Origin of the sequence: Sphingomonas sp. Leaf10 (assembly GCF_001421245.1) — a bacterium.
GTDB lineage: Bacteria > Pseudomonadota > Alphaproteobacteria > Sphingomonadales > Sphingomonadaceae > Sphingomonas.
On the sequence record NZ_LMKE01000027.1, the window covers coordinates 50,365 to 74,706 of the forward strand.

A 24,342-nucleotide genomic window follows, 5' to 3' on the forward strand; every position below is an offset into this window, starting at 1 on the left:
GAAACGATCTGGAGTTCGGGTTATGCGCATGGTTGCTCTGGTATCGGCAACGATCGTGGCGGCGCCGGTCATGGCGCAGGACGTCGAACCCGATGGTCCCGATATCGTCGTCGTTGCGGGCAAGCCGTTGCGCGTCGATGCAAAGCTGCTGCGCGCGGCCCAGCGGCGCTTTGCCGAGGATCGTCCGAGCTATGCGCCGCAGGGAACGCTGCGGTTCGAATTGTGGCGGGGCGCAAGCCGGGTATCGGCGAGCGGCGCCGGATTGGCGCTGACCGACGAGGGGGGGCGGCAATTGCCGGTGACGGTCGATGGCGATGGTCGAGTGGCGTTCGCGGCGTTGCCCGCCGGTCGCTGGTTCCTGACCGCACCTGCCCAGTCGCAGGGAATGCACCTGCGCCCGATCATATTGTCGAGCGGGACCAGTATCGAGGATCGGCGGCTGGGCGACCTGCGCGCACAATGTCGGGTGCTGGTGTCGATGGCAAAGGCGGATGCGTCGCTGCTGGCGGTGCCGTTGATCGGAATGTTCGATGCGATTGGCGGATGTTTGAGCAGACGCTTCGGTTTCTATCACTTGGTTGAACATCCGCTGGCCAGCGCCACCGCGACGGGCGCGGGCGTCACGCGGACGCTACGGCTGTCGGCGAAACGGACCTCGTACGAAGCGCCGCTGTCCGATCGCACACTGACCAACGAAGCTCGGGTGCGGCTCGCCTATCGCTGATCGTCGCTGCCGGGCATCGGTACGCGCGCCGTCTGTCCGCCGCGGGTGAAATAGGCGGCGTCGATGGCGAGGCTGCGAAGTTGCCAGCCGTCGACGCTGTCGCCTGGTGACAGGGTGCGCGTGCCCTCCGCGCCGCGTACCATCGCGACGGCGTCGCGGCCGAGCCGCCCGACCACGCCCAGCAGGACCGGCGCGTCCCCGGGCAGCGCATCGGCGGTGGGTGGCGCAAACAGCGTTCGGGCGAAGGCGGCGCGCAGCGGCGGCGGAGTGGCGGGGGCGGCGAGCGGCCTGTCGGCGGGAACTGCGGCCTCGCTGGAACGGGTGTCGCGTAGTAGCCATGGCGGCAGGACCAGCGCCACCAGCACCGCCGCCGCGATCAGCCCATGATCGCGCAGGCTCAACCTCGCCATGGTGCGATCAGCCGCGCATCGAGCCGCACTCCGCCCGCTGCCGAAGTGAGTCGCCACACCGCCATCCGCACCGGCGGGCCACCCCGTTCGAGCTGGTCGGCGAACGCCACCACCGCCTTTTCACTGCCCGATGCGCGCAGGGTCAGGATGGCGAGCGGGGCAGGGGCGGCGGGATCGGCGGCGAGGCTTTCGATCAGCACCCCGCCGCGCGCGGCATCGGCGCGGATGCGCGTGGCGAGGCGGCGGGCGGCGTCACCGGCATCATCGGCAGGGAAGGCCGCCGCCGCGACGGTGACCGGCGCGGGGGTGGCGGCAGCGTCGGCCCGGGCGGCGGCGCGATCGGCACGGGCGTTCGCCAGATCGTCGAGCGCGCCGACGGTCGGGACGGCGAGCAGCCCAGCCAGCCCGAGCGCGATCAGTGGCAGATGTGGCTTCATCGCGGCTGTTCCAGTGTGACGCGCATCCGCCCGTCGCCGTCCGCCCGGCTCTGCGCAACGGCGCGCAGCCCGCCAAGCGCCGGATCGCGACGCAACGCGGACAGGGCACGATCGGGATCGGGGGCGGCAATGTCGATCGTCAGCGGTCCGACGCTCCGTTCGACGCGCAGCAGCGCGGCGTCCTCCGGCAGGGCGCGGGCAATCGCCTCCAGCGTCGCGCCGAGTGTCGGGCCGTTCCATGTGGCGGCGAGGGCGGCACGCGCACGTTCCTGACCGGCACGCGCCGCAATTGCCGGTGCCGACCGTTCGGTCAGCGCCTGCGTCTCGCGGCGAGCCTGCCCAGCCATCAGCGTCGCCCCAGCCAGCGTCAGCAACGGTGTGGCGACGATCGCCAGCGCGAGGAAGATCGCCGCGCGGTCCGGGCGGGGCCGCTCGGTCGGCTGCGACGGCGGGTCGGGAGGTGCCGCCACGCGCGGTGCCGGCCGCGCCGCGCCCAGTGCCCGGTCGAACAGGCTGGGCCGGACAGGCGCGCTGTCATTGGCGGGACGGGGGTCGGCCATGCCTGCTCCTACGCCCGGCGTCGCCAGTGGCACAAGCGGGGATCGGCTTCGGTCGCTGTCGTCATCGAACCGTCTTCATTCCGCCATGCGATCGTCTTCGATCCGCAATCGCCGTGTCGCAGCTTTGCGCCAACGCGGATCGGGGAGGGACGCCGGCCGGGCCGGCTTCCGGAATTTTTGCGGGGATTTCATGGCGAACAGCGACCTCATCATCGATTACGACGACGGCGATATCGAAACAAACCCGAGCACGGGGCCGAGCCTTCAGGACCTGGTCGACCAGCGTTACTCGCGGCGACAGGCGCTGCGCGGCGGTGCGTCGACCGCGGCGGTCGCGGTGTTCGGCGGCTCGCTGCTCGCCGCCTGCGACGACAAGGTGCAGGGCATCGACAACACCCCGCCGGTCGTCGGCGGTACGTCGAGCGGGGCGACCGCCGGTGGTCGCGTCGTCACGCTGACCGGCACCGCGACCGACGACAATGCGATCGTCACCCAGGCGTTCACGCAGGTGTCGGGGCCGACCGTCGCACTGTCCAACGCCAATACCGGCACCGCGACCTTCATCGCGCCAGCGGTTGCCAGCAACACCAACCTCGTCTTCCGCTATGCCGCGACCGATGTGAAGGGCGCGACCAGCACCACCGACATCACCGTTACCGTGGCGCCGCCGTCGCTGAACTTCCAGGCGGTCGGCCGCAGCCTTGCCGACACCGTGGTGGTACCGTCGGGCTATACCGCCAGCGTTATCTACAAGCTGGGCGATCCGCTCACCGCCGCGACCCCGGCCTTTGCCAATGACGGTACCGACAGCGGCTATTCTAACCGTGCGGGCGACCATCATGACGGCATGAGCTATTTCGGCCTCGCCGCCAGCGGCAATACCCGCGACGCCAACAATTCGACGCGCGGCCTGCTGGTGATGAATCACGAGAACATCACCCGCACCTATCTGCACCCGAACGGCCCGACCACCACCAACGGTGTCCGTCCGACCGCCGAAGTCGTGAAGGAAATCGAGTGCCACGGTGTGTCGGTGGTCGAGGTGACCCGCGCGTCGACCGGGGGATGGAGCTATGTCCAGTCGTCGGCGCTGAACCGTCGCATCACCCCGTTCACGCCGACCACGATCAGCGGTCCGGTGCGTGGCAATGCGCTGCTGTTCACCGCCTATTCGCCCGACGGTACCAACGGACGCGGCACGATCAACAACTGCGCCAACGGCCATATGCCGTGGGGCACCTACATGACCTGCGAAGAGAATTGGGCAGGGTATTATCGGCGCGATGCCGGCGACAATGCGCGGCGCAGCGCGGCGCTGGGCGCGAAATCGGTGCAGGCGTTCGCCCGCTATGGCCTGAACACGTCGAGCGGCGATACGCTGCGCGCCGGCAACCATAGCTGGACGACCGCGGCCGAAGTGACCGCCGGCCAGACGCTGATCCGCAAGTTCAACGCGACCGTCGATCCGACCCAGCCGGCGAACGGCACCGGCGACTTTCGCAACGAACCGAACCAATATGGCTGGTGTGTCGAGATCGATCCCTATGATCCGACCTCGACTCCGCGCAAGCGTACCGCGCTCGGCCGCATGAACCATGAGGGCTGCTGCCCCGGCCGCGTCATCGCCGGCGTCAAGCCCGCCTTCTACATGGGGGACGATGCGCAGAACGAGTATATCTTCAAATTCGTGTCGAACACCGCATGGGTCGCGGCCGATGCGACCCAGTCGAACCGGTTGGCGATCGGCGACAAATATCTCGACAACGGTACGCTGTATGTCGCCAAGTTCAACGCCGACGGGTCGGGTGAATGGATCGCGCTGGTGTTCGGGCAGAACGGCCTGACCCCGGCGAACACGCTCTACTCTTTCGCGGATCAGGCCGATGTACTGACCCATTGCCGTCTGGCGGGCGATGCGGTCGGTGCGACGCGGATGGACCGTCCCGAATGGACCGCGGTCAATCCGGCGACCGGCGAGATGTATTGCACGCTGACCAACAATTCGTCGCGCACGCCGGCCAATGTCGATGCCGCCAACCCACGGTCGTATATCGACCCGCAGACCAACGGCTTCCGTTCGACCGGCAATGCCAACGGCCATATCGTCCGCCTGCGCGAAGCCGGCGACACGACCGAGGCGACGCGCTTCACCTGGGATGTGTATGCCTTCGGATCGGGGGCCGATCTCGATGCCACCAACATCAACCTGTCGGGGCTGGACGCGACCAACGACTTCTCCAGCCCGGACGGTCTGTGGTTCAGCGCGCCGACCAATGCGGCGGGTCAGGTCACGCCGGTGCTGTGGATCCAGACCGACGACGGTGCCTATACCGATGTCACCAACTGCATGATGCTGGCGGCGATGCCGGGCACGGTCGGCGATGGCGGCACGCGCACCATCACCAATACCGGCGTGTCGGCGACCAGCACCGTGACGACGCGCGTCGGCAAGGCGCCGGGCACGACCATGCGCCGCTTCCTCGTCGGGCCGGTCGATTGCGAGATCACCGGTATTGAATCGACGCCGGACGGCCGGTCGCTGTTCGTGAACATCCAGCATCCGGGTGAGGGCGGGCGTTTCGACGCGCCGACCAGCAACTGGCCGCCGGTCGCGACCGGCGCCACCGCCGCCAACGGCGCGCTGACCAAGGGTACCCGTCCGCGTTCGGCAACGGTCGTGATTACCAAGGACGATGGCGGCGTAATCGCACTGTAACGCCGTATCTATCGATGTCCGAGCGGGGCGGGGGCCGCATGGTCCCCGCCCCGTTTCGTTCAGAACCGCGCGCGCAGACCCGCCAGCGCCAGTCGCGGCGCGCCCGGCCGCGCCCCGGCGGGGGAGAAGGCGACATTGTAGGTGGTGTCGAACAGGTTCTGCACCGTCGCATAGGCGCTTAGCGACGGCAGGATGTCGACCTCGCCCGAAAGGTCGACCAGCGTGCGCCCGTTGATCCGCTCGGCAGCCGGGATCGTCCCCGATCCAGCGAAGCCGCGCGTTTCCGTCACATAGTTTACGCTGGCGTTGACCCGGGCGTGGCCGGCATCGATCCCGCCGGTCAGCGTCAACTGGTGCGGCGGCAGATAGGGCAGGCGGTCGCCGCGCGTCACGTCGCCGAAAAAGGCGCTGACGAACGACGTGCCGAACCGCGCATCGGTGTAGGTGTAAGCGAGCGACAGCGGCGCCCGCCACGTCGCGCCCAGCGGCACGATATAGCCGCCCGATACTTCCACCCCCTTCGCGCGCGCCCTGCCGCCATCGAACTGCTCGCCCAGATCGCAGGTGACGCCGGTCGAGGCGGTACAGGTGCCGACCAGATTGCGATAGTCGTTGAGGAAGCCGATCGCCTCCAGCCGCCAGTCGCCGTCGCCCAGCCGCACCCCGGCTTCGTAATTCCACGACGTTTCGGGATCGATCGTCGATCCGGGCGCCGGCGCCGCGAAGCCGCGATGCGCGCCCCCGACCAGCCGGACCTGATCAGCGACGCGCAGCACCGCGCCGACGCCGGGGATCAGCACGTCGACGCGCCGCGTCGCCTGCGCGGTCGGGGTGGTGCGGGCGACATCGCCCAGCGCCCAGCGGGTCTGTTGCAGCTCGATCGTTTCATAGCGCAGGCCCGGGGTCAGGGTAAGCAGCCCCGCCTCGATCCGGTCCTGGACGAAGAACGCCCATGCCCGCGCATCGCCGCGACGATTGTCCTGCGTCCCGCGCGCGCCGGCGCTGGTCAGCACCATCCGCCCGTCGACCATGCGATAGCGGTCTTCCTGTTGCAGCCGGTCCTCGTAATCCTCGTGATAGCGCGCCGATACCTCCAGCCGATGGGTCAGGCCGCCGGTCGCGAAGTCGGCGCCCAGTACCGACTGGATGCCGGTGGTTCGATAGACGCGGTCGTTGGCGCGTACCCGCAACGCACCCGCCCGGCCGGTGACGCCGGGCGCCCCGACCAGATCGGCGAATTGCAGGGGATAGCTGCCCGGATCGGCAAGCACGTCGGCAAGCGCGGACCAGCCGGTATTGGCGGTGTTGCGCACGTCCTGCAGCTTGTACCAGACGCGCGCGGTATCGGTACGATAGGCGGTGGTCGTCAGGTCGACCGCATCGCCGATCATCGAGCGCCACGTCAGCTGATAGGTGCTGTGGCCGACGGTCATCCGGTCACGCTGGCTGGCATTGTAGCGGCGGTTCGGGTTCGCCACGAAGTCGGAGAGCGTCAGGCCGAGATAGGTCTCGTCGCTTCGTTCGTCATAGCTTTGATATTTGAACGCGACGATATGGCGGTCGTCGCTGCTGCGCAGGCCGACCTTTGCCACCATGTCGCGGATCGCGAAGCCTGTCGGGCCGCCGCTGTCGATGCGCTTGAAGCCGTCGGACTGTTCGTACAGCCCCTCGATCATCGCGCCGACTTCGATACCGCCGCCCAACGACTGCCAGCCGCCGACCGCGCCATGGACGCGGCGACCGCCATAATTGCCGGCCAGCAAGGTGCCCTGCGCCGATAATTGGCCGACGTCCTTGGTCGAGATCGGCGTGGAGGACAGGTTGATCGCACCGCCGATCGTCGACGGGCCGTATTTGATCGCAGCCGGTCCCTTGGCGACCTCGATCGCCGAGATGCGCGCCATGCGCGGGAAATAATAGGCGGCGGGGGCGGCATAGGGCGCGGGGGCGGCGAGGATGCCGTCCTCCATCACCACCACGCGCGCGCTGCGATCGGTACCCGAGCCGCGAATGCCGATATTGGGGCGCAGGCCGAACCCGTCCTCTTCCTGCAGGGCGACGCCGGGAATGGCACGCAGCACGCGGTTGACGTCCGAATAGGCAAAGGTGCGCAGTCGCTCGGCATCGAGCCGCTGGACCGAACCGCCGGTATGCTGCGCATCGTCGGGCGAGCCGGTGACGATGATCGCGTCGAGCAGGTCGTCGTCCGGCTGCGAAGCAATGGGCTGCGCAAAGGCCAGGCTGGCCGGAAGCGTGCCGCCGACGATGGTCGTAGCCAACAGAATTTTGCGAATGATGTGCATTAACGGATCCCCTTTCGGCGACCCGCTAAGTCAGATGATAATCAGTATCAATAGCGTCATTGTATCAAGATATTTCCGTATGGAGCGCATTATTTCATACGGTTGAAATCAATAGATTCCGTCGATCTCCATCGTCAGGCGCGGGGCCGGCGGATTGAGCAACAGGCTGCGTTTGTCGCCCTGCAACACTTCGTCCTGCCGCAACCGATCGTAGCGATTGCGTGCTGCGGCCGCTGCGTCGGCACCATCGCGCAGGATCGTCGGCTTCAGGAACACGAACAGCGTGCGCTTTTGCCGGCTTTCCTGGCGGCTCTTGAACAATTCGCCGACGATCGGAATGCTGCCAAGGATTGGTACCTGACTGCGCAGCCGCTGATAGTCGTCGCTGGTCAGGCCACCCAGCACGATCGTCTGACCGTTGTCGGCGAGGACGGTGGTGTTGGCCGAACGTTTGTTGGTGATGATATCGGCAGCGCCGCTGACCTGGGTCGGGGCGATCGACGAGGCTTCCTGACTGACCTCCAGCCGGATCGTGTCACCGGCATTGATGCGCGGCAGGACGCGCAGGGTAATGCCGACGTCCTTGCGCTCGATGGTTGTGTAGGGATTGGCGGTGCCGTTACCGGTCAGGATGGATCCGGTGACGAACGGCACTTCCTGCGCAACGACGAACTCGCCGAGCTTGTTGTCGAGCACGGTGATCTGCGGCGTCGAAAGCAGGTTGGCCTTTTGCGAGGTGCTGAGCGCCTGCAACAGTATCGAGAAATCATCCCCGACGCTAAAATTGCCGACAACGCCGCCTCCCGCGAGCAGGCCGGCAGCGGGCACGCCCAAGGCACTCAATATTCCGGCCAGCGATGTGCCGCCATTGTTGAACGATGTGCCGACACCATTCACCCGGGTCAGGGCAGCGCCGGCTGTCCCGATCTGTACCGACAGCCGCTCTGCATCCTCACCGGTAATTTCCGCGATCGCAGCTTCGATCAGCACCTGCGGACGGCGGACGTCGAGGTCGGGGATCAGGCGTTCGATCTGGGCGATGGCGGTCGGGGTGCCGCGTACGACGACGGCATTGATGTCGGGGGCAGGCTGGACCGTGATGTCGGGAGTGGTGAAGCCCTGCGCCGGGGTGGTGGACTGGTTCTGGCCGACGGTGCTGATGCTGCCGCCCGTGCCCGTGCCGACGCCGCTTGCTGCGGCGATGCCTGCCGCGCTCGCCCCGCCATTGGCGATCAGGCCCGACAGCGCCGCACCGGCATTGTTGCGCTGGCTGGTGGTCGAGAGACTCCGCGCGACCGGGTTCGACGCCGATTGTTGCTGGCCGAGAATGCCGCGCAGCACCTCGGTCACACTTTCGGCATCGGCGTAGTTCAGCCGGAACACGCGGGTCGAGGGCGTAGTGCCGCTACCGCGCGCGTCGAGCGACTGGGCGATGCGCCGCGCCTCGGCGACGCCTGCCGGGGTGCCGCGTACGAGGATGGTGTTGCTGCGCGCGTCGCCCGCGACCCGCGCGCCGCCTTCGCCCAGCACCGCCTGCATCGCCGTCGCGATATCGGCGGCGTTGCCGTTCTGGAGCGTGATGGTGGCGAAGGTCGATCCGCCGCCGCCGTCCAGGGAGCGGGCCAGCGCCTCGATCCGGCGGACATTGTCGGCATAGTCGGTGACGACGATCGCGTTAGGCTGGGTCAGCGGTTCGACGCTGCCGAAGCTCGCGACCAGCGGGCGCACGATCCGCGCGGCATCGGCCGAGGGGACGTTCGACAGGCGCACCATGCGCGTGGTCAGTTCCTGCCCGCCGACACCGCGCCCGCGCACGCCGCCGTCGCGCACCGCATTGGCTTGCGGAATGATCCGCCATGCCGAGCCCGACCGGACCGCCGCGAAGCCGTTGGCGCGCAGCACCGACTGGAACAGCTCCCACACGCCACCGGGCGACAGCGGTTCGGCGGAGGTGACCGTCACCTGCCCCTTGACCGTCGGGTCGAGGATCAGCGTGCGGCCGGTGATGCGGCTGATCTGATCGGCCACGTCGGCGATCTCGACGCCGCGCATGTTGACGACGATGTCGGCAGGCTGCGTCTGCGCGGCGACCGGCGACAGGATGGTCGCGGCGAGCGTGAGGGACAGGAAGGCGGAGGCGAAGCGGTGGCGCACGGGGAACCCTAACGGATGGGGATGGAGACGGTGGTCGGCTTGCCGTCGCGAAGGATGGTGACTTGTGCCTGCCCCGATGCGGCGGCGCTGGCGATGGCGGCGTTGACTGCCGACTGGTCGGTCATGGCCGCGCCGTTGACCGACTGGATGACGTCGCCCGCGCGCATACCGGGCGGCGGGTTCGCGCCGATCGCATAACCGCCCGCGACCGGCGTGGCGTTCAGCCGCGACAGCACCGCCTGCGCGGTGGGCGGGGGGGCGACCACCGGAGCGGCGGGGGCGGGGGCGGTCTGGCCGATGACGGGGGCGGGGGCGGGCTGGCCGGGGGTCGGCGTCACCCGCCCGAACGGATCGGGGAAGGCGAGATATTCGAGCCGCCCGCCATTGTTCAGGATGATGCGGTCGCGGCGGATCTCGGTCACCTGCGCGCCGGCCAGCGCGTCGCCCACCTTGTACGGCTTGGCCGGTTCGCTGCCGATCGCCACGAACGAAATCGACAGTTCGGCGGGGCGGGCAAAGACCACGCCCTTCAGTACAGCCTGGATACCGGTCGGGCTGGTCGCGTCGGCGGCGGTCGGGCTGCCGAAGGGCTGCCACGCGACCGCCGGGCCGGTGTCGACGGTGACCGCGCGGGTGCGTGCCTCGCTCGGCACGGTGATCGCGCCGGTGCCGGCATGGCCCGCCATCCGCCAGACGAGACCGGCGAGCGCGAACGCGACCGACACGATCGCGGCGGCGGCGAGCCAGTCGACCCAGCGTTCGCGGGCGGCGAGGCGCCTGACGACGATCACAGCGCGTCCTTGCGCAGAAAGCCGTCGAGCCGGGCCATCGCCGCCGCCTCACCCGCCGGGGCGACGGTGATCGTCACCCGGTCGAGCGCGGGATCGCTGGTCGCGGTCCGGCTCACCGCCACGCTCCATTGCCGTCCCAGCATGTCGACCGATCCCGCATTCGCCTCCGGTGTCCCCACTTCCAAATCGGCCAGCCGGTTTTCGGCCACCCACATCGCGATCGCGCGGCGTTCGACGCCGCGGGTCGAATCGATATGCTGCTCGACCGCGCCGATCAGCCCTACCGTGGCGATCGCCAATACCGCCAGCGCCACCATCGCCTCGATCAAAGAAAAGCCGGCTTGTCCCAAATCCTCCCCGCCCGCGGGGAGGGGGACCGTCCGCGAAGCGGATGGTGGAGGGGGAGCGCGGCGCAACGCAACGGCAGCGTGTGCGGCGACGCCCCTCCACCAGCCTATGGCTGGTCCCCCTCCCCATGTTATGGGGAGGATCATTGCGTCACCTTCGTCGCGCGGGCGGTGATGCCGTCATATTGCACGCGCCACGTCTGGTCCCCGCCGCTGATCGTCGCGCCCAGCGGTTGCCCGGTCCCGTCGACGCCGAGGATCACCGGCGGCGCGGTGTCGAGCGTCATCACCATGCCGCCGGGCAGGGTGTGGAACGCCAGCGGTCCTTCGGTCTGCGGGGTCAGCCCTTTCGCCCCGACGCGGGCAAAGCCATAGCCATGGGTTTCGGTGGTCAGCGCGATCAGCTGGTCGCCGAGCATCGCATCGTCGGCCGCCGCCTGCAGCCGCACGGCGAAGCGCCGTGCCTCCGCCTCGACGTTGGGCGCGCGGGTGGCGGCGCCGATGCCGAGGCTGACCGCCCCCGCCGCCACGCCGATGATGGCGAGGACGATCAGCATCTCGATCAGGGTCATGCCGGATTGGGCATGCCCCTTCGTCATTCCCGCGCAGGCGGGAATCCATTGCCGCCGATGGTCGCGATGGATTCGCGGCGTCGGCGTATATGGACCCCCGCCTGCGCGGGGGCGACGAAAGAGCGTGCTGTCGCTCAGCGCGCCGTCCCGTCGATATCGGCGTCCAGCCCCTCGCCACCGGGCTTGCCGTCCTTGCCGAGCGACTTGATCGCAAAGCGCCCGCCGGTCGATTCGTAGACATAGGGATTGCCCCAAGGGTCCTGCGGCATTTGCGACAGATAGCCATCGGGCGGATAGGCGCCGGGAACGGGCGGCTGGGTCGGTTTCTCGACCAGCGCCTTCAGTCCCTGCGTCGTCGTCGGGTAGTCGCCATTGTCCAGTCGGTACATTTTCAGCGCGGCGGAGATCGATTTGATGTCGGTGCCGGCGGTCGTCACCCGCGCCTGATCGGGGCGGTTGATGACGTTCGGCACGATCAGCGCCGCGACCAGCGCGATGATCGCCAGCACGACGATCATTTCGACCAATGTCAGCCCCGCCTCATGGGTTGGGACAGAAACCTTGCGGGCGGCGGGGTTCGCGGCCAAGGTGTCACGAAACTTTCGGAATAAGATGCGCATCAACGCCCCAATGCGTCCACACGATGAAGCCATTGTGACAATCGAACCCGCCCCCGCCGGTCCGGCCGCCGGCGTGTGGGCTGTCGCGGGCGGCAAAGCCATATTAGTCGATGCGACGGTCGCGGCAACAACCTTGCTCGTCCCGTCCGAATCGGTCCTTCTGCTCGCCGTCGACCTGCCGCTGCCGAACCGCGCGAAGCGGCTGGCGGCACTGCCCTTCGCGGTCGAGGACCGGATCGCCGATCCGATCGACGCGGTCCACCTCGCGCTCGGCGATGCGATCGGCGACCGGCGTTATCTGGTCGCGGTGGTGCGGCACGGCGTCATGTCCGAATGGGTGGCGATCGCGGACGCCGCCGGGATCGGGGCGGCGGCGTTCGTGCCCGACGCGCTGATGCTGCCGGCACCGGTCGACGGGTGGAGCGTCGAGGTGAGCGGCGGACGCGCGCTGGTCCGCGCCGCCGGCGGCACCGGCTTCGCCATCCCGCTGCCGATGCTGGTCGCCGCGTGGGAGGCGGCGGGGCGGCCGGTGGTGCAGGCACTGGGCGAACCGCTGCCGGAGGCGATGGCGGGCGACGGTGCCGCCTTCCCACCCGCGCCTTTCAGCGACCGCATCGCTGCCGCGCCGATCGATCTGCGGCAAGGCGTATATGCCCGCCGCCGGACGGCGTGGCCGAGCACGACGCGCAAGGTGGCGATGATCCTTGGGTTGGCCGCGCTGGCGCATGGGGTGATCGCGGTCGCCGACACGCTGATGCTCGAGCGAATCGCCGCGCGGCGGCAGGCGGCGTTGCAGCAACTGGTGGCGACGACCGCGCCGTCGGTGCCGACTGGCGGCGATGATTTCATGGTACGAGTCGCCGACTTGCTGCCGCGTCCGACCGGCAGCAACCGTTTCGTGCCGTTGCTGTCGCGCGTCGCAGGGGCGCTGTCGCCGATCGGCCCGGCATTGGTGGTCAACCGCATGGATTTCGAAGGAAATGCACTGACGCTCGACTGCCAGTCGCCCGAAACCGGCATGGCCGACCGGCTGCGCGCGGCATTTTCGGCGGCGGGCGTCGCGGCACAGGTCAGCGCCGCGCCCGGCGGCACCCTGCGCATCGTGGCGCGCGGGGCATGATCGTCGTGCGGAAAATCGCCCGGATCGAGGCGGCCCTCGCCCGGTTCGACGGCTGGTGGCAGGGGTTGACCACGCGTGAGCGGGTGCTGGTCGGCGTGCTGGCGGCGCTGCTTGCCGGGGTGGTGCTGGTCTATGGCGTGGTCAAGCCGGTGCAGGCGGCAAGGGCACAGGCACGCGCCGATATCCGTCAGGCCGAGACGCTGATGGCCCGCGTACGCGCTGCCGGACGGCTCGACAGCGCGCCCCAGACGACCGCTGCCGGACCGCCGCAAAGCGTGATCGCGTCGGCCGCCGCCACCGCCGGGTTGCAGCCGACCGTGGCGGAGGCGAATGGCGGCGTCACCGCGACGCTGACCGACGCGCCCTATCCGGCGGTGGTGACGTGGCTAAGTTCGGTCGCATCGACCAGCACGATCGGCGTGCGGCGGGTGACGATGCAGCGGGGGGGCACCTCCGGCCGGGTCAATGCGACCGTGGAGTTCCAGCCGTGACCGACACGCTGCTCCATGCCGAACCGGTCCGTCTGCCCTACGGCTATGCCCGCAAGGGCGGCGTGTTGATCCGGCTGGGCGCGCAAGGCATGGAATGTGTCCACCGCAGCGATGCGACGCTGGACGCGATGCTGGAGGTGCAGCGGGTCGCGCCGGGCATCCCGTTCGTGGCGCTGGACGACGCCGCGTTCGATGCCGCGTTGCAGGCCAGCTATGGCGGCAGCGCTTCGACCGCTGCCGATATCGAACTCGCCGAAACCGATCTGGCGGCGTTGGCCGACAGCGCGGCGGCGGTCGACGACCTGCTCGACGCGCGCGACGATTCGCCGGTCATCCGCCTGATCAACGCGCTGCTGCTGGAGGCGATCAAGGAAGGCGCGTCCGACGTCCATGTCGAAACGCAGGAAAAGCGGCTGGTCGTCCGCTTCCGCATCGATGGCGTCTTGCGCGACATCGTCGAGCCGCCGCGCGCGCTCGCGCCGCTGCTGGTCAGCCGGATCAAGGTCATGGCGAAGCTGGACATCGCCGAGCGCCGCACGCCGCAGGACGGGCGCGTGACGCTGCGCATCGGCGGGCATGATGTCGATGCGCGCGTATCGACCATGCCGACCCAGCATGGCGAGCGGGTGGTGCTGCGCCTGCTCGAACGCGGCGGCATGATGCTCGATCTGGCGGGCCTCGGCATGTCGGAGCGCGACGAAGCGGTGTTCGGGCGGTTGCTGGAGCGGCCGCACGGGCTGTTGCTGGTCACCGGGCCGACCGGTTCGGGCAAGACGACGACGCTCTATACCGCGCTGACCCGGCTGAACGATCGCCGTCGCAACGTGATGACGGTCGAGGATCCGATCGAATATGAGCTGGCCGGCATCGCCCAGACGCAGGTCAATCCGCGCACCGACATGACCTTTGCGCGGGGACTGCGCGCGATTTTGCGGCAGGACCCCGACGTCATCATGGTCGGCGAAATCCGCGATCAGGAAACGGCGCAGACGGCGGTGCGATCGTCGATGACCGGGCATTTCGTGCTCTCCACGCTGCACACCAACACCGCGATCGGATCGGTCACGCGGCTGATCGACATGGGGGTCGAACGCTATCTGCTGGCGCCGATGCTGGTCGGGCTGGTCGCACAGCGGCTGGTGCGGCGGTTGTGTGTGCACTGCCGCTGGCAGGACCGCGCGACCGAGGCCGATAGCGTGCTGGTGGGCGGGGCGATCAAGCCGGGCAAGAAATTGTGGCGCAAGGGCGGATGCGAGGCGTGCCACGACGAGGGCTATCGCGGACGCGCCGGATTGTACGAGGTCGTCGCCGTCGACGACCGGTTGCAGGCGATGATCCATAATGGCGTGGCCGAGGCGGAGCTGGAGCGCGCGGCGCGGGTCGACAATCCGGCGCTGCTCGACGACGGGGTGGCGAAGGTGAAGGCCGGGGTGACGACGGTCGAGGAGGTCGCGCGGGTCGTGCGGGACGAGGGGTGATTACCCTTTGTCCTAAATTCCTCCGTTCGGTTCGAGCAGCTTCGAGCTTGTCGAGAAGGGTCCGTCGAGAACTCCCGCCCAGCGGAACCCCGTTCTCGATACGCGCTCTCGACAAGCTCGATCGCTACTCGAACCGAACGGAGTGGGTTGGGTTGGGGTGGATGCTGCAATGACCGCCTACACCTATCGCGCCGCGTCCCGCACCGGTGCGACCGTCAAGGGCGTGATCGAAGCCTCCAGCCCCGCCGCCGCGCGCGCCATGCTGCGCGAACGCGGCGAACTCCCGCTCTCGGTCGAGGAAGCCGCGGAACGCGGCCCCAAGCTCGGCAGCATCCAGCTTCCCCGCCTGTTCCGGCGCGGCGTGTCGGCCAAGGCGCTGGCGACGCTCACCCGACAGATCGCGACGCTGGTCGGATCGGACATCTCGATCGAGGAATCGCTGCGCATCGTCGCCGGGCAGGCGGACAATGCGGCGGTCAACGCGCTGCTGCTCGACGTGCGCGCCGCGATCCTCGACGGGCGCAGCTTCGCGCAGGGGCTGGCGCGGCATCCCAAGGCATTTCCCGAATTCTACCGCGCGTCGGTCGCGTCGGGGGAGCAATCGGGGCGGCTGCCCGACGTGCTCAACCACCTCGCCAATTTCGTCGAGACGCGGCAGGCCAATGGCCAGAAGATGCAGTTGGCGCTGCTCTATCCGGCGCTGCTGGCGACGGTCAGCTTCGGCATGATGGTGCTGTTGATGGTCTATGTCGTGCCCGACATCGTTCGCGTGTTCGTGTCGCGCGGGGCGGAATTGCCGTTTCTCACACGCGCGCTGATCGCGCTGTCGGCGTTCATCCAGAATTACGGGCTGGTCGTCGCGGTCGCGGCGCTGATCCTGTTCCTCGTCGGTGCGCGCTGGCTGAAAGTGCCGGGCAACCGGCTGGCGGTCGACCGGCGGCTGGCGACGCGCGCGCCGTTCCGTCGCTTTAGTCGCCAGCATAATGCCGCGCGCTTCGCCGGCAGCCTTGCGACATTGGTCGGCAGTGCGGTGCCGCTGGTCGAGGCGTTGCACGCCGCCGCCGCCGTCACCCCCAACCGCTTCGTGCGCGACAAGGCGCTGACCGTCGCGGCGCGGGTGCGCGAGGGACTGTCGCTGCGTGCGGCGATGGCAGAGGCGGAAATCTTCCCCTCGATGCTGGTCGCGATCGTCGCGTCGGGCGAGACGTCGGGGCGGCTGGCGCCTGCGCTCGACCGGGCGTCGGGCGAACTGGAGCGCGAACTCGATGCACTGGTCGCGACGCTGGTCGCGCTGGTCGAGCCGATGGTGTTGTTGCTCATGGGCGGATTGGTGCTGATGATGGTGCTGGCGATCCTGCTGCCGATCATCAACCTGAACAATCTGGTGCAGATTTAGGGCCGATCGACATTCGAAGATCCGTTCGACCTTTCCCCTCCCTGAAAGGGAGGGGTCGGGGGTGGGTTGGCCGGTTGGCGGGCGTGACCTTCCCTCGCGGGCCAACCCACCCCCAGCTCCTCCCTTTCAGGGAGGGGAGTAACTTTGTTGCCCTGCGTTTGCATGTCGACCTGTTCTGAAGACCATATCTCCGCCTGCGCCGTGGTACGGTTCGAATCTTCGGTCCGCCATGCTATTGCAACCTGCCTCTTTCCAAGGAATTGCCATGACCGACCTCGCCCGCATCGTCGCCGAGGTGACGGAGGAAATCACCGCCAACGCCGCCGAGATCGAGCGCGCGGCCGATGCGGGACACGACTATCCGCCCGACTGGTTCGGCATGGCGGTGGCGACGCCCGATGGTGGCCTGTTCCACGGCGGATATTCCCACATCCGCTTCCCGCTGCAGAGCATCGCCAAGGTGTTCGCGCTCGAACTCGCGCTCGAGGCGTGCGGCGACAAGGTGTTCAAGCGGGTCGGCCGCGAGCCGTCGGGCGATCCGTTCAACTCGATCGTCGACCTCGAACGCAACAAGGGCATCCCCCGCAACCCGTTCATCAACGCCGGGGCGCTGGTGGTGTGCGACATTCTGGTCGAGCATAAGGGCGACGATGCGTCGGCGCGCGCCGTGGTCGAATTCGTCCGCGAACAGGCGCGGCTGGCCGACGTCATCCTCAACGACGACGTGCTGGAAAGCGGGCGCAAGGGCGGCGATCTGAACCGCGCGATGATGAGCTTCGCCAAGCATCACGGCAATCTGCACTGTGATATCGACGAGGTGATGGAAGCCTATGTCCATCAATGCGCGATCGAGATCGATGCGAAGTCGCTGGCCAGGACCGGCCTGTTCCTGACCCGCACCGCGCGGACCGGCGACGCGGAGGGCGACAAGCGGGCCAAGCGGACGCGGCGGTTGCTGTCGCTGATGACGACCAGCGGGCAATATGACGGGTCGGGCGACTTCGCCTATCGTGTCGGGTTGCCGGCCAAGAGCGGGGTAGGCGGCGGCATCCTCGCCATCGTGCCACAGGTCGCGTCGATCGCGGTGTGGTCGAACAATCTCGACCGGCAGGGGAATTCGATCCTTGGCGTGCGCGCGCTGGAGTTGCTGGCGGACAAGGCGGATTGGTCGGTGTTCGGGTAGGGTGGTCCTATCCGCACGCGCAAACCGTTTGTGCTGAGTAGGGGCTGAGCTTGTCGAAGACCCGTATCGAAGCATCTGCCCCAAGCGGTCCTTTGATACGCCCCTTCGACAAGCTCAGTGGCTACCCAGGATGAACGGATTGGAGGCGGTCTCGGCTACGCTCACACCCCCGTTCGCTTCGAGCGGAGGTTCGAGCTTGTCGAGAACCGTAGTCGAGAAGGGGGTGTCCCAAGCGACCCGTTCTCGACGGACGTTTCTCGACAAGCTCGAAACTGCTCGAACCAAACGGGATGGAAACGGGTAGGTCAGCTTCCCGAAGCCGGCCCCAGCAGATCCAGCACCGCCGCCGTCATCGCAATCGTCCCCGTCACGATCGAAGGCTCCGGCGCGATCTTGAACAGCGGCGAGTGGTGCGACGGGACCGGCGGCCCGCCATTCTTCGCAGCGGTAATGTCCGCCATCGGCGTGCCGCCGACCGCGAAATAATAGCCCTTCACCCGTGAATCGGGTTGGACCAGATAGGCGAAGTCCTCCGCGCCCATGCCGGTCTGTTCGAACGGCACGACGTTCTTCGGCCCCAGCGTGGTCGCCATGACGGCGTTGAGACGCCGGGCGAGCGGCGCGTCGTTGATCGTCGTCGGCGTGCCTTCGATCACCTTCACTACCGGCATCTTGTCGGCCGGCATGCCGTTCAGCGTGCCGATGCCGCCCGCAACGCGCTTGATTCCGTCGAGCAGCTGCTTGCGCGTGCCCTCGTCATTGGCGCGGACCGTCACCTGCAATTTCGCCATGTCGGTGATGATGTTGTGCTTCAGCCCCGAATGGAACGATCCGACGGTGATGACGCCGGGGTCGAGCGGCTGGCGCTCGCGGCTGATCAGGCCCTGCAACGCGATCACCAGTTGCGACGCCATATAGACCGGGTCCTTGCCGGCATGCGGGCTGGCACCGTGCGCGCCGATACCCGGCACGTCGATATCGACCGAGTCCGACGACGAATATTGGATGCCCTCCGATGCCGACACCATGCCCGCCGGCAGCCCGGCCGCGACGTGGAAGGCCAGCGCATAGTCGGGCTTGGGGAAGCGGCTATAGAGCCCGTCGGCCAGCATCGCCTTCGCCCCGCCGACGCGTTCCTCGGCGGGCTGGACGATGAACACGATCGTGCCCTTCCACCGGTCTTTCAGCGCGGCCAGCCGGCGGGCGGTACCTACCATCGCCGTGATGTGCGTGTCGTGGCCACAGGCGTGCATCACCGGTGCCTCGACCCCGTCGACGCCGACCTGCCGTGCCTTGCTGGCATTGGGCAGGCCCGATTTCTCCTCCACCGGCAGCCCGTCCATATCGGCGCGGACCAGCACGGTCGGCCCGGACCCGTTCTTCAGCACGCCGACGACGCCGGTACCGCCGATGCCGGTGGTGACCTGCATGCCCGGCACGGCGCGCAGTTCGGTCGCCATGCGTTCGGCGGTCTTCACCTCCTTGAACGACAATTCGGGGTTGCGATGGAACCAGTCCCACATGCTTCCCAGCGACGCCTTGTAGTCGGCGCGGACGGCAGGTGCCCAATCGGGTTCGGCCATGGCCGGCGTCGCGGCGAACAGGCAGGCGGCGGTGGCGATCAGCTTGCGCATTGTCGAAGGTCCCCTTTGGGACACCAAGCTATCGGCTTTGGGGCGGGTGTCGAGGGGTTTCGGATTACGGGAGCAGCAGCGAAGCATCCCCGTAGGAATAGAACCGATAGCCATGCTCGATGGCATAAGCGTAAGCGGCTTTCATCCGCTCCCGCCCCATCAATGCCGATACCAGCATGAACAACGTCGATTTGGGCAAATGGAAGTTGGTCATCAGCCCGTCGATGCCGCGGAACCGGTACCCCGGCGTGATGAAGATCGCGGTGTCGCCCTCGAACGGCTGGACCTGTCCGGTATCGTCGCAGGCGCTTTCGATCAGGCGCAGGCTGGTGGTGCCGACCGCGATCACGCGGCCCCCGGCGGCGCGGACGGCGTTCAGTCGCTCGGCGGTCGCGGCGTCGATGCGGCCCCATTCGGCGTGCATCCGGTGGTCGTCGGTATCCTCCGCCTTGACCGGCAGGAAGGTGCCAGCACCGACATGTAGCGTCAGCGTGGCGTGGCCGATCCCGGCCGCTTCCAGCGCCGCCATCAATTCGGGCGTGAAGTGCAGCGCCGCGGTGGGCGCAGCAACGGCGCCCGCCTCGCGCGCGAACAGCGTCTGGTAATCCTCGGCATCGCGGGCATCGGCGCCACCGCGCTTGGCGGCGATATAGGGCGGCAACGGCATGCGCCCGGCACGATCCAGCAGCAGCTCGACCGGTTCGTCGCCGGCAAAGTCGAGCGCGAAGCTGCCATCCTCCCCCCGGTCACCGGCGATCGCAGTCACGCCCGCGCCGAAATTGATCGTGTCGCCGTCGCGCAGGCGCCGGCCGTTGCGCACAAACGCGCGCCAGCGGCGTGGCCCCTCGCGCTTGTGCAGCGTCGCGCCGATCGTCGCGTCGCCGCGCCGCCCCTCCAGTTGCGCAGGGATTACGCGGGTGTCGTTGAACACCAGCAGGTCGCCCGGCCGCAGGCAGTTGGGCAGGTCGCGCACACCGCGGTCGAGCGTGGCGTCGCCGTCAAGCAACAGCATCCGCGCCGTATCGCGCGGGGCGGCGGGGCGCAGCGCGATCCGGTCGGCGTGCAGCTCGAAATCGAACAGGTCGACATGCATCGGACGCGAACTACGGCTGAAGGTTAGCGAGCAGGCTTGGGCTGGGCCCGCTTCGGTGCGGCGGCGGTCGGCTTGGCGCGCGGCGTCGTCGCAGGCAGCGGCGCGACCGTCTCGGGCAGGGCGACCGGCGCTACCGCCTGATAGGGCGGCGGATTGTCGCTGCCGACATAGGCATGGACGATGCGCGACGGGTTGGCTGGCGGTTCGCCCTTCTCGATCGCGTCGACATATTGCATGCCGTCGATCACGCGGCCGAACACCGTGTATTTTTTGTCCAGCGAGAGGCGCGGGGCGAGCATGATGTAGAACTGGCTGTTCGCACTGTTCTCGTCATTGGCACGCGCCGCCGCCACCGCGCCGCGAACGTGCGGCAGGTAGTTGAACTCCTTTTCGACGTTCGGCAGCTTCGACCCGCCGGTACCGTCGCCATCGGGATCGCCGCCCTGTGCCATGAAACCGTCGATCACGCGGTGGAAGGCCAGGCCGTCGTAGAATTTTTCGCGCGTCAGCGTCTTGATCCGCGACACCATCTTCGGTGCGACGTCGGGACGCAGCCAGATCGTGACCCGCCCGCCGGTCGACAGGTCGAGGATCCACAGGTTGCGTGTGTCCGTCGTCGATGGCGGCGGGGCGCGTCCCGGCACGTCCATGACCTGCGCCATGGCAGGCAGCGCGAGGAACGAGGCGAGAAAGGCGAACAGAAGGGCGATACGACGCATGGAGTTCCCGGAACACGCGAGGGATATTGGGTCAGGCAGCGGCGCATAGACCATGTCGTCGCTTGCGCCAATCTGAACATCAGTTCGGCCGTGACCGTGCGGTTTCGGCAAAAGGGATTGGCAAACGGTCGAACGCCCGGCTATCACCCCATGCGACTGGACGGAGAACCGATCGGTCCGGCGTCGCTTCCACGAAAGCGACCGGAGAGGGGCAGGGCGCAAAATGCGCTCGACGACAAGGGCTGTTGAATGGCGACTGACGACGATCAGCACGTACCCGCAGGCGGCGCAACCGCGCTGGACGGCGGGCCGGACAACCCCCGCAGGCGCGACTATCTGTCGATCGGCGCGGTGGCATTTGCCGGGGTCGGCGCGGGCGTGATCGCGCTGCCGCTCATCAACCAGATGTCGCCCGCCGCCGACACGCTGGCGCTGTCGACGACCGAAATCGACCTGTCGGCGATCGAGCCGGGACAGGCGATCAAGGCGACGTTCCGCAAGCAGCCGTTGTTCGTGCGCAACCTGACGCCGAAGGAAATTGCCGAGGCCGATGCGGTCCCGCTGAGCGAACTGCGCGATCCGCAGACGCTGGAAGAGCGGACCAAGACCGGCAAGAACAACTGGCTCATTACGCTCGGCGTCTGCACCCATCTCGGCTGCGTGCCGCTGGGCGCGGGCGAGGGCGAGAACAAGGGTCCGTTCGGCGGCTATTTCTGCCCGTGCCACGGGTCGGCCTACGACACCGCCGGGCGCATCCGCTCGGGGCCTGCGCCGCAGAACCTGCACGTTCCCGAATATGCATTCACGTCCGACACCGTCGTGACGGTCGGCTGAGGAGAGAGTCATGAGCTTCCCCTGGGCCAAGCATTACGAACCGAAACAGCCGCTGATGCGCTGGCTGGACGAGAAGCTGCCGCTTCCCCGGTTGGTCTATAACGCGGTCGGTGCCGGTTACCCGGTGCCGCGCAACCTCAACTATTTCTGGAATTTTGGCGTGCTGGCCGGTGCCGCGCTGGCGGTGCAGATCATCACCGGCATCGTGCTGGCGATGCATTATGCCGCCAACGGCGCGGTGGCGTTCGATTCGGTCGAACGCATCATGCGCGACGTGCCGTCGGGCTGGTTCCTGCGCTATGCCCACGCCAACGGCGCGTCGATGTTCTTCATCGTCGTCTACACACACATCGCCCGCGGCATCTATTACGGGTCGTACAAGGCGCCGCGCGAGATGGTGTGGCTCTTGGGCGTGGTCATCTTCCTGCTGATGATGGCGACCGCGTTCATGGGCTATGTCCTCCCCTGGGGGCAGATGAGCTTCTGGGGTGCGCAGGTCATCACCGGCTTCTTCTCGGCAATACCGGGGGTGGGCGAGACGATCCGCATCTGGCTGCTGGGCGGCTATGCGCCGGACAATGCCGCGCTCAACCGCTTCTTCTCGCTCCACTATCTGCTGCCGTTCGTGATCGCGGGCGTCATCATCCTGCACATCTGGGCGTTGCATATCCCCGGCTCGAACAACCCGACCGGCGTCGAGGTGAAGGGGCCGCAGGATACCGTGCCCTTCCACCCCTATTACACCGCAAAGGACGGGTTCGGCCTCGGCGTATTCCTGATCGTGTTCGCGTCGCTGATCTTCTTCGCGCCGAACCTCCTGGGTCACCCCGACAATTACATCCCGGCCAACCCGCTTTCCACGCCGGCGCATATCGTCCCCGAATGGTATTTCCTGCCGTTCTACGCGATCCTGAAGGCGTTCACCGTCGACTTCATTTTTCCCGCAAAGCTGTGGGGGGTGCTGGCGATGTTCGGCTCGATCCTGCTGCTGTTCTTCCTCCCGTGGCTCGACAAGTCGCCGGTGAAGTCGGCCAATTATCGTCCGACCTATCGCCTGTTCCTGATCGTGCTACTGGTCGACGTGCTGGTGCTCGGCTATCTGGGCGGGGCGGAGGCGACGCCGATCACGGTGCTGCTCAGCCAGATCGCGGCGGGATATTATTTCGCGCATTTCCTGGTCGTGCTGCCGATCGTGTCGGCGATGGAGCGTCCACGCCCGCTGCCCAATTCGATCACCGAAGCGGTGCTGAAGGGCGAGGGCGGCACCTCGCCCGCACAGACCGCCGCCCACGGGTCCGTCCTTCCGGGGCATAACCCGGCTGCGGCCGAGTAAGGGAACCACGATGCTCTCCTTCGCTTCCCGTTTTCTCGCCCGCAACCTCAACCTCGTTGTCGGCGCAGGCTTCCTGTTCGCGCTGCTGCTCGGTGTGTTTTCGACCGTCAGCGGCATGATCCATGACGAGCCGGTCCATTCCGCCGAGCATGAATTCCACCTGAAGCCGCGCGACGCCGGGCTGCAATCGGCGGGGCTGTTCGGCACCTTCGACAACCAGCAGCTCCAGCGCGGTTTCCAGGTGTACAAGGAAGTCTGCTCGGCGTGCCATTCGCTGCGGCTGGTGTCGTTCCGCGATCTGGCTGCGCTCGGCTATGACGAAGGGCAGATCAAGACGATCGCCACCGACTGGGCGATCGAACAGCCGAGCGTGAACCCGGAAACGGGTGAAGCCGCGACGCGCAAGAACCTGCCGTCCGATCGTTTCCCGCTGGTCTTCGCCAACGATGTCGCCGCGCGCGCCGCCAACAACAATGCGGTGCCGCCCGACCTGTCGCTGATGACCAAGGCGCGCGACGACGGTTCCGATTACGTCTATTCGCTGCTGACCGGATACAGCGCGCAGCCGGCCGAGCTGCTGCGCAAGTTCCCCGAAGCAAAGACGCCCGAGGGGCTGCACTTCAACCGCTATTTCTCGACGCTCAACCTCGCCATGGCGCCGCCGCTGACCGGGACCGATCAGGTCCAGTATCAGGACGGCACCCGCGCGACCGTCGACCAGATGGCGAAGGACGTAGCGGCGTTCCTGACCTGGACCGCCGAGCCGAACCTGCAGAAGCGTCATACCTGGGGTGTCGCCGCGGTGATCTTCCTGCTGATCTTCACCGGCCTCGCCTTCGGTGCCTATCGCAATATCTGGCGGGGCATGAAGCATTGAGTGGACCGGATGCCGCCGGGTCGGTCGAGATCGCCCGGCGCATCCGTACCATTCCCGACTTTCCGAAGCCGGGCATCCAGTTCCGCGACATCACGACGCTGATCCTCGACCCGGAAGGGTTGCGATTGGCGGTCGATGCGATGGTGGCGGCCGTCGAGGGGCCGATCGATCTGGTTGCCGGGATCGAGGCACGCGGTTTCGTCTTCGCGCCTGCGGTTGCGCTGGCGCTGGGCGCGGGGGTGTTGCTGATCCGCAAGGACGGCAAATTGCCCGGCGCGACGATCGCCGAGGATTATGCGCTGGAATATGGCACCGACCGGATCGCGATTCATGCCGATGCCTGTGCACCGGGCGCGCGGGTGTTGCTGGTCGACGACCTGATCGCGACCGGCGGCACGGCGCGGGCAGCGGTGCGGTTGTTGCGCAAGGCCGGTGCGACGGTCGAGCAGGCGGTGTTCGCGATCGATCTGCCCAATCTGGGCGGGGCGGAGTCGCTTCGCGCGGAAGGGATCGCGGTGTCGGCGCTGGTGGCGTTTCCGGGGGACTAGCA

General features: G+C 67.7%; 23 protein-coding genes. 11 read left to right on the forward strand and 12 right to left on the reverse strand.

Going from position 1 to position 24,342, the window contains the following annotated elements:
• Nucleotides 1-22: 22 nt before the first annotated feature.
• Nucleotides 23-724: a hypothetical protein gene (locus ASE59_RS14150; RefSeq protein WP_056457493.1), complete on the forward strand. Its 702-nt coding sequence runs from the start codon at nucleotides 23-25 to the stop codon at nucleotides 722-724.
• On the opposite strand, the gene ASE59_RS14155 is transcribed toward ASE59_RS14150, so the two are convergent.
• Genes ASE59_RS14155 through ASE59_RS14165 form a run of 3 tightly spaced genes read right to left on the reverse strand, consistent with a single transcriptional unit; the run spans nucleotide 715 to nucleotide 2,131 of the window.
• The gene (locus ASE59_RS14155; RefSeq protein ID WP_056457496.1) at nucleotides 715-1,134 is read right to left on the reverse strand and encodes a hypothetical protein; all 420 of its coding nucleotides are present in this window, start codon (nucleotides 1,132-1,134) and stop codon (nucleotides 715-717) included. The two genes, ASE59_RS14150 and ASE59_RS14155, sit on opposite strands and share 10 nt — an antisense overlap.
• Nucleotides 1,122-1,571 carry a hypothetical protein gene (locus ASE59_RS14160; protein ID WP_056457499.1) on the reverse strand — a complete coding sequence of 150 codons (450 nt, stop codon included), beginning with the start codon at nucleotides 1,569-1,571 and terminating at the stop codon, nucleotides 1,122-1,124. Before ASE59_RS14160 ends, ASE59_RS14155 begins: the two co-directional genes overlap by 13 nt.
• Nucleotides 1,568-2,131 carry a hypothetical protein gene (locus ASE59_RS14165; RefSeq protein ID WP_056457502.1) on the reverse strand — a complete coding sequence of 188 codons (564 nt, stop codon included), beginning with the start codon at nucleotides 2,129-2,131 and terminating at the stop codon, nucleotides 1,568-1,570. The genes ASE59_RS14160 and ASE59_RS14165 overlap by 4 nt, the downstream gene beginning before the upstream one ends.
• 190 nt (nucleotides 2,132-2,321) lie before the next feature.
• Here ASE59_RS14165 and ASE59_RS14170 point away from each other — a divergent pair, with 190 nt between their 5' ends.
• On the forward strand, nucleotides 2,322-4,847 hold the full coding sequence (locus ASE59_RS14170; RefSeq protein ID WP_056457504.1) for a PhoX family protein: 2,526 nt from the start codon (nucleotides 2,322-2,324) through the stop codon (nucleotides 4,845-4,847).
• A gap of 59 nt (nucleotides 4,848-4,906) precedes the next feature.
• Here the strand turns inward: ASE59_RS14170 and ASE59_RS14175 are convergent, their stop codons facing one another.
• The 6 genes from ASE59_RS14175 to gspG all read right to left on the reverse strand — a co-directional run bounded on the left by ASE59_RS14175 (nucleotide 4,907) and on the right by gspG (nucleotide 11,601).
• On the reverse strand, nucleotides 4,907-7,126 hold the full coding sequence (locus ASE59_RS14175) for a TonB-dependent receptor family protein (RefSeq protein WP_200913296.1): 2,220 nt from the start codon (nucleotides 7,124-7,126) through the stop codon (nucleotides 4,907-4,909).
• 132 nt (nucleotides 7,127-7,258) lie between these two features.
• Nucleotides 7,259-9,304, reverse strand: coding sequence for a type II secretion system secretin GspD (gene gspD, locus ASE59_RS14180; protein WP_235515782.1), 2,046 nt, complete (start codon nucleotides 9,302-9,304; stop codon nucleotides 7,259-7,261).
• A gap of 8 nt (nucleotides 9,305-9,312) precedes the next feature.
• The gene (locus ASE59_RS14185; protein ID WP_056457511.1) at nucleotides 9,313-10,095 is read right to left on the reverse strand and encodes a type II secretion system protein N; all 783 of its coding nucleotides are present in this window, start codon (nucleotides 10,093-10,095) and stop codon (nucleotides 9,313-9,315) included.
• A complete protein-coding gene (gspI, locus tag ASE59_RS19320) occupies nucleotides 10,092-10,511 on the reverse strand; it encodes a type II secretion system minor pseudopilin GspI (protein WP_414899191.1) in 420 nt (139 codons plus the stop codon). Before gspI ends, ASE59_RS14185 begins: the two co-directional genes overlap by 4 nt.
• A gap of 74 nt (nucleotides 10,512-10,585) precedes the next feature.
• Entirely contained in the window at nucleotides 10,586-11,041 is a 456-nt protein-coding gene (locus tag ASE59_RS14195) for a prepilin-type N-terminal cleavage/methylation domain-containing protein (protein WP_056457514.1), read from the reverse strand.
• Between the two features lie 107 nt (nucleotides 11,042-11,148).
• A complete protein-coding gene (gene gspG / locus ASE59_RS14200; RefSeq protein WP_056457597.1) occupies nucleotides 11,149-11,601 on the reverse strand; it encodes a type II secretion system major pseudopilin GspG in 453 nt (150 codons plus the stop codon).
• A 67-nt stretch (nucleotides 11,602-11,668) separates the two neighbouring features.
• On the opposite strand from gspG, the gene gspL reads away from it, so the two are divergent.
• The 5 genes from gspL (at nucleotide 11,669) to glsA (ending at nucleotide 17,302) form a co-directional block, all read left to right on the forward strand.
• A complete protein-coding gene (gene gspL, locus ASE59_RS14205) occupies nucleotides 11,669-12,754 on the forward strand; it encodes a type II secretion system protein GspL (RefSeq protein WP_235515784.1) in 1,086 nt (361 codons plus the stop codon).
• On the forward strand, nucleotides 12,751-13,245 hold the full coding sequence (gene gspM, locus ASE59_RS14210; RefSeq protein WP_056457516.1) for a type II secretion system protein GspM: 495 nt from the start codon (nucleotides 12,751-12,753) through the stop codon (nucleotides 13,243-13,245). Before gspL ends, gspM begins: the two co-directional genes overlap by 4 nt.
• Nucleotides 13,242-14,723, forward strand: coding sequence for a GspE/PulE family protein (locus tag ASE59_RS14215; RefSeq protein WP_268795287.1), 1,482 nt, complete (start codon nucleotides 13,242-13,244; stop codon nucleotides 14,721-14,723). The genes gspM and ASE59_RS14215 overlap by 4 nt, the downstream gene beginning before the upstream one ends.
• A 169-nt stretch (nucleotides 14,724-14,892) precedes the next feature.
• The gene (locus ASE59_RS14220; RefSeq protein WP_056457519.1) at nucleotides 14,893-16,119 is read left to right on the forward strand and encodes a type II secretion system F family protein; all 1,227 of its coding nucleotides are present in this window, start codon (nucleotides 14,893-14,895) and stop codon (nucleotides 16,117-16,119) included.
• Between the two features lie 265 nt (nucleotides 16,120-16,384).
• Nucleotides 16,385-17,302: a glutaminase A gene (glsA, locus tag ASE59_RS14225; RefSeq protein WP_082458472.1), complete on the forward strand. Its 918-nt coding sequence runs from the start codon at nucleotides 16,385-16,387 to the stop codon at nucleotides 17,300-17,302.
• A gap of 305 nt (nucleotides 17,303-17,607) precedes the next feature.
• On the opposite strand, the gene ASE59_RS14230 is transcribed toward glsA, so the two are convergent.
• The 3 genes from ASE59_RS14230 to ASE59_RS14240 form a co-directional block, all read right to left on the reverse strand.
• Nucleotides 17,608-18,936, reverse strand: coding sequence for an amidohydrolase (locus ASE59_RS14230; protein ID WP_056457525.1), 1,329 nt, complete (start codon nucleotides 18,934-18,936; stop codon nucleotides 17,608-17,610).
• A gap of 64 nt (nucleotides 18,937-19,000) precedes the next feature.
• Entirely contained in the window at nucleotides 19,001-20,029 is a 1,029-nt protein-coding gene (queA, locus tag ASE59_RS14235) for a tRNA preQ1(34) S-adenosylmethionine ribosyltransferase-isomerase QueA (protein ID WP_056457528.1), read from the reverse strand.
• Nucleotides 20,030-20,052: 23 nt separating this feature from the next.
• Complete coding sequence (locus ASE59_RS14240) at nucleotides 20,053-20,748, reverse strand: peptidylprolyl isomerase (RefSeq protein WP_056457530.1); 696 nt, start codon at nucleotides 20,746-20,748, stop codon at nucleotides 20,053-20,055.
• A 249-nt stretch (nucleotides 20,749-20,997) separates the two neighbouring features.
• On the opposite strand from ASE59_RS14240, the gene petA reads away from it, so the two are divergent.
• Genes petA through ASE59_RS14260 form a run of 4 tightly spaced genes read left to right on the forward strand, consistent with a single transcriptional unit; the run spans nucleotide 20,998 to nucleotide 24,340 of the window.
• On the forward strand, nucleotides 20,998-21,582 hold the full coding sequence (gene petA / locus ASE59_RS14245; RefSeq protein WP_056457532.1) for a ubiquinol-cytochrome c reductase iron-sulfur subunit: 585 nt from the start codon (nucleotides 20,998-21,000) through the stop codon (nucleotides 21,580-21,582).
• Between the two features lie 10 nt (nucleotides 21,583-21,592).
• The gene (locus ASE59_RS14250; RefSeq protein WP_056457535.1) at nucleotides 21,593-22,915 is read left to right on the forward strand and encodes a cytochrome b; all 1,323 of its coding nucleotides are present in this window, start codon (nucleotides 21,593-21,595) and stop codon (nucleotides 22,913-22,915) included.
• Nucleotides 22,916-22,925: 10 nt separating this feature from the next.
• Entirely contained in the window at nucleotides 22,926-23,792 is an 867-nt protein-coding gene (locus ASE59_RS14255) for a cytochrome c1 (RefSeq protein ID WP_056457538.1), read from the forward strand.
• Nucleotides 23,789-24,340 (forward strand): adenine phosphoribosyltransferase, encoded by a 552-nt coding sequence (locus tag ASE59_RS14260; protein WP_056457541.1) that lies wholly within the window; start codon nucleotides 23,789-23,791, stop codon nucleotides 24,338-24,340. Before ASE59_RS14255 ends, ASE59_RS14260 begins: the two co-directional genes overlap by 4 nt.
• The last annotated feature ends 2 nt before the right edge of the window (nucleotides 24,341-24,342 follow it).